The 6,172-nt window shown below is 63.3% G+C and carries 4 protein-coding genes and 1 tRNA gene; 2 read left to right on the forward strand and 3 right to left on the reverse strand.

Annotated features, from left to right (window positions below; translation table 11 throughout):
* Nucleotides 1-157: 157 nt before the first annotated feature.
* Nucleotides 158-1,678, forward strand: coding sequence for a nucleobase:cation symporter-2 family protein (locus ACIP0B_RS09935; protein ID WP_085584331.1), 1,521 nt, complete (start codon nt 158-160; stop codon nt 1,676-1,678).
* 121 nt (nt 1,679-1,799) lie between these two features.
* Here ACIP0B_RS09935 and ACIP0B_RS09940 read toward each other — a convergent pair.
* The 3 genes from ACIP0B_RS09940 to ACIP0B_RS09950 form a co-directional block, all read right to left on the reverse strand.
* Nucleotides 1,800-1,875 (reverse strand) — tRNA-Asn (locus tag ACIP0B_RS09940).
* A 70-nt stretch (nt 1,876-1,945) separates the two neighbouring features.
* A complete protein-coding gene (locus ACIP0B_RS09945) occupies nt 1,946-2,146 on the reverse strand; it encodes a hypothetical protein (RefSeq protein ID WP_217891309.1) in 201 nt (66 codons plus the stop codon).
* 144 nt (nt 2,147-2,290) lie between these two features.
* On the reverse strand, nt 2,291-3,487 hold the full coding sequence (locus ACIP0B_RS09950; RefSeq protein ID WP_400831560.1) for an amino acid aminotransferase: 1,197 nt from the start codon (nt 3,485-3,487) through the stop codon (nt 2,291-2,293).
* 337 nt (nt 3,488-3,824) lie between these two features.
* Here ACIP0B_RS09950 and uvrB point away from each other — a divergent pair, with 337 nt between their 5' ends.
* Nucleotides 3,825-5,840: an excinuclease ABC subunit UvrB gene (uvrB, locus tag ACIP0B_RS09955; protein ID WP_400831562.1), complete on the forward strand. Its 2,016-nt coding sequence runs from the start codon at nt 3,825-3,827 to the stop codon at nt 5,838-5,840.
* The last annotated feature ends 332 nt before the right edge of the window (nt 5,841-6,172 follow it).

The following is a 6,172-nucleotide window of genomic DNA, read 5'->3' on the forward strand; positions in this document are numbered from 1 at the left end:
GTATTGCCGGATTTGTGGGGGATGAAAGCGCCGGGCCAGAGGGTCGGGTGGCTGTTGAACCATTTTGTGACTAACAAGTTGTATACAAGTCTATGGACATTTGTCCTGACTCTTGAATACAGTGTGCGCACAACAAAAACCAGGGAATCCCCCCACCATGAAAACGCCCCATGTCTCACACCCACGGCCCGAGGACGAAAATCTCGGGGTCGGCGCGAATATGGCTTACGGCCTGCAACATGTTTTGACCATGTATGGCGGTATCGTCGCGGTGCCTCTGATCATCGGCCAGGCGGCCGGGCTCTCGCCGGCGGACATCGGTTTGTTGATTGCCGCGTCGTTGTTTGCGGGGGGATTGGCCACGTTGCTGCAAACCCTGGGGCTGCCGTTCTTCGGCTGCCAGTTGCCGTTGGTGCAGGGCGTGTCGTTTTCCGGCGTCGCGACCATGGTGGCGATCGTCAGCAGTGGCGGGGAGGGCGGCTTTCAGTCCGTGCTCGGCGCGGTGATCGCGGCGTCGCTGATCGGCTTGCTGATCACCCCGGTGTTTTCACGCATCACCAAGTTCTTTCCGCCGCTGGTCACCGGCATCGTCATCACCACCATCGGTTTGACGCTGATGCCGGTGGCGGCGCGCTGGGCCATGGGCGGCAACAGCCATGCCGAGAACTTCGGCAGCATGGAGAACATCGGCCTGGCGGCGGTGACGCTGGTGCTGGTGCTGCTGTTGAGCAAGATCGGCAGCGCGACCATTTCGCGCCTGTCGATCCTGCTGGCGATGGTGATCGGCACGGTGCTGGCGGTGTTCCTCGGCATGGCGGACTTTTCCGGCGTCAGCCAAGGGCCGATGTTCGGCTTCCCGACGCCGTTCCATTTCGGCATGCCGACGTTCCATTTCGCCGCGATCCTGTCGATGTGCATCGTGGTCATGGTGACGCTGGTGGAGACCTCGGCGGACATCCTGGCGGTCGGTGAGATCATCGACACCAAGGTCGACTCCAAGCGCCTGGGCAACGGCCTGCGGGCGGACATGCTGTCGAGCGTGCTGGCGCCGATCTTCGGCTCCTTCACCCAGAGCGCGTTTGCCCAGAACGTCGGGCTGGTGGCGGTCACCGGCATCAAGAGCCGCTACGTGGTGGCCACCGGCGGCCTGTTCCTGGTGATCCTGGGCCTGCTGCCGTTCATGGGCCGGGTGATCGCGGCGGTGCCGACCTCGGTGCTGGGCGGCGCCGGCATCGTGCTGTTCGGCACCGTGGCGGCCAGCGGCATCCGCACCTTGTCCAAGGTCGATTACCGCAACAACGTCAACCTGATCATCGTCGCCACTTCCATCGGCTTCGGCATGATCCCGATCGCCGCGCCGAACTTCTACGATCACTTCCCGAGCTGGTTCGCGACCATTTTCCATTCCGGCATCAGTTCCTCGGCGATCATGGCGATCGTGCTGAACCTGACCTTCAACCATTTCACGGTCGGCAACTCGGATCAGCAGTCGGTGTTCGCGGCAGCGGCCGAGCGGGTGCTGCGCTATCAGGACCTGGCGGCGCTGCGTGAAGGGGACTACTTCAGCGACGGCAAGCTGCATGACTGCGACGGCAACGAAGTGCCGGTGGTCGAAGCGGATCATGACCATGGGCACGGTGCCCCGAAGGCGCACAGCAAGAGCGGCGAGCACGTCTGACGGCCGCCTGAAATGAACAACGCCGCGCTGTCGACAGGACAGCGCGGCGTTTTGCTTTGTGGGGATTTTCCGTCGGCCACAAAAAAGCCCCTGAACCTTTCGATTCAGGGGCTTTGCTATTTGGCTCCACAACCTGGACTCGAACCAGGGACCCAGTGATTAACAGTCACTTGCTCTACCAACTGAGCTATTGCGGAATTGGTGCGTATCTTACTGATTTAATTAGACTAGTCAAGCATCCGCATGAAACTTTTTGGCCAGGGCGCATCAGCCGCCGAAGGTCAGGGTGCCCATCAGCAGTTTGGCGTACAGCGCCGTGGCCCCCAACTGCACCAGCCACAGGGCCAGGCCGCCGAGAAACACCCCGGCCGCCACTTGCAGCACCAGGCTGCGCTCGCGTTTGCCGGACGTACGAGGAGGATAGTAGTCGAGCTCGTCGCGGTCGGCGCGCAGGTCGTCGTTTTTCATGTCGGTTCTCGCTGGGGATTCAAGAAATGTGCAGGGCTCCGAGGGAGCGGGCGATATGTGCAGTCTAGAGGGTGTGGGAGATTATTCCGCGCCAACAAAAAACGGGAAGCCCGAAGGCTTCCCGTTCTTGCGCGCAAGGCCGGATCAGATGACCTGGACGATGGCGTCCGTCACGACCTTGATGTTGCTCTGGTTCAGCGCGGCCACGCAGATGCGGCCGGTGTCCAGGGCGTAGATGCCGAACTCGTTGCGCAGGCGGTGAACCTGTTCAACGCTCAGGCCCGAGTAGGAGAACATGCCGCGCTGACGGCCGACGAAGCTGAAGTCGTGCTGCGGCGCCTTCTGCGCCAGCAGGTCGACCATCTGGTCGCGCATGCCGCGGATGCGCAGGCGCATTTCCGCCAGTTCGGCTTCCCATTGGGCGCGCAGTTCCGGGCTGTTCAGCACGGCGGCCACGATGCTTGCGCCGTGGGTCGGCGGGTTGGAGTAGTTGGTGCGGATCACGCGCTTGACCTGCGACAGCACGCGCGCGCTTTCTTCCTTGGACTCGCTGACGATCGACAGGGCGCCGACGCGCTCGCCGTACAGCGAGAACGACTTGGAGAACGAGCTCGACACGAAGAAGGTCAGGCCGGACTCGGCGAACAGGCGCACGGCGGCGGCGTCTTCGGCGATGCCGTCACCGAAGCCCTGGTAGGCCATGTCGAGGAACGGGATGTGGCCTTTGGCGCGGACGGCTTCCAGGACGTTTTTCCAGTCTTGCGGGTTCAGGTCGACGCCGGTCGGGTTGTGGCAGCAGGCGTGCAGCACGATGATCGAGCCGTTCGGCAGGGCGTTGAGGTCTTCGAGCATGCCGGCACGGTTCACGTCGTGGGTGGCGGCGTCGTAGTAACGGTAGTTCTGCACCGGGAAACCGGCGGTCTCGAACAGCGCGCGGTGGTTTTCCCAGCTCGGGTCGCTGATCGCCACGACGGCGTTCGGCAGCAGTTGCTTGAGGAAGTCGGCGCCGATCTTCAGGGCGCCGGTGCCGCCGACGGCCTGAGTGGTGACCACACGGCCGGCCGCCAGCAGCGGCGAGTCGTTGCCGAACAGCAGCTTCTGCACGGCCTGGTCGTAGGCGGCGATGCCGTCGATCGGCAGGTAGCCACGGGAGGCGTGCTGAGCGGCGCGAACGGTTTCGGCTTCGATGACGGCGCGCAGGAGTGGAATTCGCCCCTCTTCGTTGCAGTAGACACCCACACCCAGGTTGACCTTGTCGGTGCGGGTATCGGCGTTGAATGCTTCGTTGAGGCCCAGGATTGGATCGCGGGGTGCCATTTCGACAGCGGAGAACAGGCTCATTATTACGGCGGCTCTGAATGGAGAGTGGAGGGACGTGTCGCGCTCCAGCCGAATGCACTAGAGCGGTGCACAAACGGGGAGCTAGTATAGAGGCCATCGGCGATCGAAGGCGACAGGCGAAACGGCATTTAGCTTAAGTTTTTCCGATTATTTCGCGACCGTCAGTCGAACGGTCGTGGCCGGGTCTGCGCGGGATGTAGGACGTTTACCTTGAAACCCAAAGAATTAGGCTCCACATTGAGCACATTCTTCGTTTTTCCTTGATCGACATCGATCATTGACGGTCTTCCCCGTGGGGCTCCGGCTTGCCCGGAACACCGCGCTCCCAGAGGTGTGTATGTCCGAATTCCAGCTTGTCACCCGTTTCGCCCCGGCCGGCGATCAGCCGGAGGCCATCCGCCAGATGGTCGAAGGCATCGAAGCCGGGTTGGCGCACCAGACGCTGCTCGGCGTGACCGGTTCGGGCAAGACGTTCAGCATCGCCAACGTGATCGCCCAGGTGCAGCGCCCGACGCTCGTGCTGGCGCCGAACAAGACCCTGGCCGCGCAGCTGTACGGCGAGTTCAAGTCGTTCTTCCCGAACAACGCCGTGGAGTATTTCGTTTCCTACTACGACTACTACCAGCCCGAAGCCTATGTGCCGTCGTCCGACACCTTCATCGAGAAGGACGCCTCGATCAACGACCACATCGAGCAGATGCGCCTGTCCGCCACCAAGGCGCTGCTGGAGCGCAAGGACGCGATCATCGTCACCACGGTGTCGTGCATCTACGGCCTCGGCAGCCCGGAAACCTACCTGAAGATGGTGCTGCACGTGGACCGCGGCGACAAACTCGACCAGCGCGCGCTGGTGCGGCGCCTGGCGGACCTGCAGTACACCCGCAACGACATGGACTTCGCCCGTGCGACCTTCCGGGTTCGCGGCGACGTGATCGACATCTATCCGGCGGAGTCGGACCTCGAGGCGATCCGCATCGAGCTGTTCGACGACGAGGTGGAGAGCATCAGCGCGTTCGATCCGCTGACCGGCGAAGTCATCCGCAAGCTGCCGCGCTTCACGTTCTACCCGAAGAGCCACTATGTGACGCCGCGCGAGACCCTGCTCGATGCCGTCGAGGGCATCAAGGTCGAGCTGCAGGAACGTCTGGAATACCTGCGCGGCAGCAACAAGCTGGTCGAGGCCCAGCGCCTGGAGCAGCGCACCCGGTTCGACCTGGAAATGATCCTGGAGCTGGGCTACTGCAACGGCATCGAAAACTACTCGCGCTACCTGTCCGGCCGGCCCGCCGGAGCGCCGCCGCCGACCCTCTACGATTACCTGCCGGCCGACGCCTTGCTGGTGATCGACGAATCCCACGTCAGCGTGCCGCAGGTCGGGGCGATGTATAAGGGCGACCGCTCACGCAAGGAAACCCTGGTGGAGTACGGCTTCCGTCTGCCGTCGGCGCTGGACAACCGGCCGATGCGCTTCGACGAGTGGGAAGGGGTGAGCCCGCAGACGATCTTCGTTTCGGCGACGCCCGGCAACTACGAGGCCGAGCACGCCGGACGGGTGATCGAGCAGGTGGTGCGGCCCACCGGCCTGGTGGATCCGCAGGTCGAGGTGCGGCCGGCGCTGACCCAGGTCGACGACCTGCTCTCGGAAATCACCAAGCGGGTGGCGCTGGAAGAGCGTGTGCTGGTCACCACCCTGACCAAGCGCATGGCCGAAGACCTCACCGATTACCTGGCCGACCACGGCATCCGCGTGCGCTACCTGCACTCGGACATCGACACCGTAGAGCGGGTCGAGATCATCCGCGACCTGCGCCTGGGCACGTTCGATGTGCTGGTGGGGATCAACCTGCTGCGCGAAGGCCTGGACATGCCGGAAGTGTCGCTGGTGGCGATTCTCGATGCGGACAAGGAAGGCTTCCTGCGTTCCGAGCGCTCGCTGATCCAGACCATCGGCCGCGCGGCGCGCAACCTCAACGGCCGGGCGATCCTGTACGCCGACCAGATCACCGGTTCGATGGAGCGCGCCATCGGCGAGACCGAACGCCGTCGCGACAAGCAGATCGCGTTCAACGCGGCCAACGGCATCGTGCCCAAAGGGGTGGTCAAGGACATCACCGATATCATGGAGGGCGCCAACGTGCCCGGCTCGCGCAGCAAGAAGCGCAAGGGCATGGCCAAGGCCGCCGAGGAAAACGCCAAGTACGAGGCCGAACTGCGCTCGCCGAGCGAGATCACCAAGCGCATCCGGACGCTGGAAGAGAAGATGTACCAGTTGGCCCGGGACCTGGAGTTCGAAGCGGCGGCGCAGATGCGCGACGAAATCGCCAAGTTGCGCGAGCGCTTGCTGAACGTCTGAACCCACAGTGGCACGGCATGTGCCGACCTATTGTGGGGGCTGGCTGCCGGCGATGAGGTCGGCACAGCTGCTGTTGCCTGACCTACCGCCATCGCTGGCAAGCCAGCTCCCACAGGTTCCGAGTCGTTCTCAGATGCAGTCACCGTGTGGGAGCTTGCCTGCAAGCGATGGGGCCAGCGCAGCCGATATCCGGGGTGGCTGATCCACCGTCATCGCCAGCAGGCTGGCTCCCACAGGAATCACCGGTGTCCGCAGAATCCCTGCACACCACAGAACTTGTGGGAGATTCTATGTTGCAAGGGAACCCTGCAGCCTCAAGTTCGGTTGGTATT

It is taken from the genome of Pseudomonas sp. NPDC089534 (genome assembly GCF_044749305.1).
Classification (GTDB): domain Bacteria; phylum Pseudomonadota; class Gammaproteobacteria; order Pseudomonadales; family Pseudomonadaceae; genus Aquipseudomonas; species Aquipseudomonas ekonensis.